The 2,315-nt window shown below is 44.7% G+C and carries 1 protein-coding gene; it reads right to left on the bottom strand.

The window, feature by feature from the left end:
* Positions 1–198: 198 nt before the first annotated feature.
* The gene (locus L0J61_RS10555) at positions 199–2,001 is read right to left on the bottom strand and encodes an FMN-binding glutamate synthase family protein (protein WP_301466396.1); all 1,803 of its coding nucleotides are present in this window, start codon (positions 1,999–2,001) and stop codon (positions 199–201) included.
* Positions 2,002–2,315 lie beyond the last annotated feature (314 nt).

The following is a 2,315-nucleotide window of genomic DNA, read 5'->3' as shown; positions in this document are numbered from 1 at the left end:
AAAAGGGTTTGGGCTATCAATCGCCAAGACAGGTGTGGTTTGATTATTATCGTCAAGCTGCGTAACTAAAATCTCCCAAGTTTATGTGTACGGATTTGACGGCAGGGGTCAATATATTAACCGATGGTGTACCGGTATCTCTTAAAGCGTATCAATAGTTGCTAACCACTTTTCGTCGGTTTTCTTGGTCACTGTTCTTTAGTCATCTTTAGGTGGAAAATCACGAAAGGTATTATTGACGTTACCAATGAGGCTACCACCATCTATGTTGTCCTCTATGCTTTCAGGGCTGTTTTCTGTTGGTGCATTAGTGTTCTTTCCTTTATCTCGAGAGTCTTTGTTATAGGCGATGAGAGCATCATTATTTGCCAAAAAGCTATCGGGGTTAGCCATTACCCACATTTGGTTGAAAATATCTGCACGGGCGCTTTGGTCTAATAATGCGTTTTCATCGGTAAAGTAAAAAAACTTGGATAATAGCTTTATTTGTCCATCATCAAGTCGACGGGCGATATGATATGGCTGTAACTGGCTGGGGTGTTGTAAGCCAACTGCACCGACGATACTGGCCAGTGATTTGAGGGTGTTTTTATGGAAGCTTGCGACACGCTCTGCTTTGCTTGGTACATCAAGGGCTTTTTGACGATATGGGTCTTGGGTTGCGACGCCTGTCGGACAGGTGTTGGTATGACAAGAGCGAGACTGAATGCAGCCAACCGCGAACATAAAGCCACGTGCTGAGTTACACCAGTCGGCACCCAGTGCAATCAGACGTGCTATATCAAAGCCAGAAACTATCTTACCACTCACACCAAGTTTTACTTTGTCGCGAATGCCTGCGCCGACCAATGTATTATGAACCAGTAAAAAACCTTCAACCAATGGCATGCCTACGTTATCCATAAACTCAACAGGTGCTGCGCCGGTACCACCTTCTGCACCATCGATGACGATAAAATCAGGGTAGTTATCGGCTTCAATCATTGCCTTAACCGTGGCCATAAATTGCCAAGGCTGACCAACACACAATTTAAATCCAACGGGTTTGCCACCAGACAGCTCACGCAGCTGTTGCCAAAATGCGACCAGCTCCCTCGGTGTACTAAATGCAGTATGTGAAGAAGGAGAGATGCAGTCTTGACCAGTAGGGATATGACGAGTCCTTGCGATCTCTGGTGTGATTTTTTCTGCTGGCAAGACGCCACCTTTGCCAGGTTTTGCACCTTGTGACAGTTTTATCTCGATCATTTTGACTTGTGGATCGACTGCTTTTTCGGCAAAGGATTGCGGGTCAAAATTACCGTTATCATCACGGCAACCAAAATACCCAGTACCGAGCTCCCAAATCAAATCTCCACCAAACTTTCTATGGTAAGGGCTGATGGCTCCTTCGCCTGTATCATGGGTAAATCCGCCCAGCTTGGCACCTTGGTTGAGTGCCATAATGGCGTTTGCTGATAGACTGCCGAAGCTCATCGCCGAGATGTTGAATACAGACATATCATGTGGCTGCTGACAGCGGTCACCACCAACCATGATACGGAAGTCTTTATGTTCTAAAGGTTCGCTAACCGCAGATTGTAAAAACCATTCTTTGCCCTGTGTATATAAATTGTCTAATGTACCAAAAGCATTGGTATCACTGACATTTTTGGCGCGCTGATAGACGAGTGCCCGTTGCTGGCGTGAAAACGGCACCTGCTCTTTATCGTCTTCGAGCAAATACTGACGAATCTCAGGGCGAAAGTTTTCTAATATATAGCGTACATGACCAGCAATCGGGTAGTTATTCAAGATGGCGTGTTTGGACTGAATCTTGTCGTAAATACCAACTGCCGATGCAAAACCACCCAAGAGTATGAGCCACCAATTGGTTAGCAGCAATCCTGCCAATAACACCAGAATAGCGGCAGCAAAAAGACTATAACGTAGTAACAGTCCGATTAAGTAAGGGGCGTTTTTTTTGGGTTTGGCGTTTAGGTTGGTTCGAGAGTGGGGCATAGCGAGACTCGGCTGTAGAACATGGAAAGCAAAAGGTAATAGTCATTGGGGTTTGACATCAGAAATAGCGGCGACGCTGTCATTGTCAGATGTTAGTACGATTCAGATGTTAGTACGATATGGGTACTCACAAAACAGGTGCATATGATATCACTGCTTGGCTGTGAGTGGGTAATAGTATCAAATACTGATCTCTAGCATTATGATCAACATGAGATCACATCTAGGGTTTATCAAACACAACACAAAATAAAAGGGTACTTAGATTAACACATGAAGTGCAATACCAAATGCAAGGTGAAAAAAAGACCTAG

It is taken from the genome of Psychrobacter sp., assembly GCF_030457785.1.
Taxonomy (GTDB): Bacteria; Pseudomonadota; Gammaproteobacteria; order Pseudomonadales; family Moraxellaceae; genus Psychrobacter.
The sequence above is the reverse complement of the archived record's forward strand: the minus strand, read 5'-3'. Positions and strand labels throughout refer to the sequence as shown.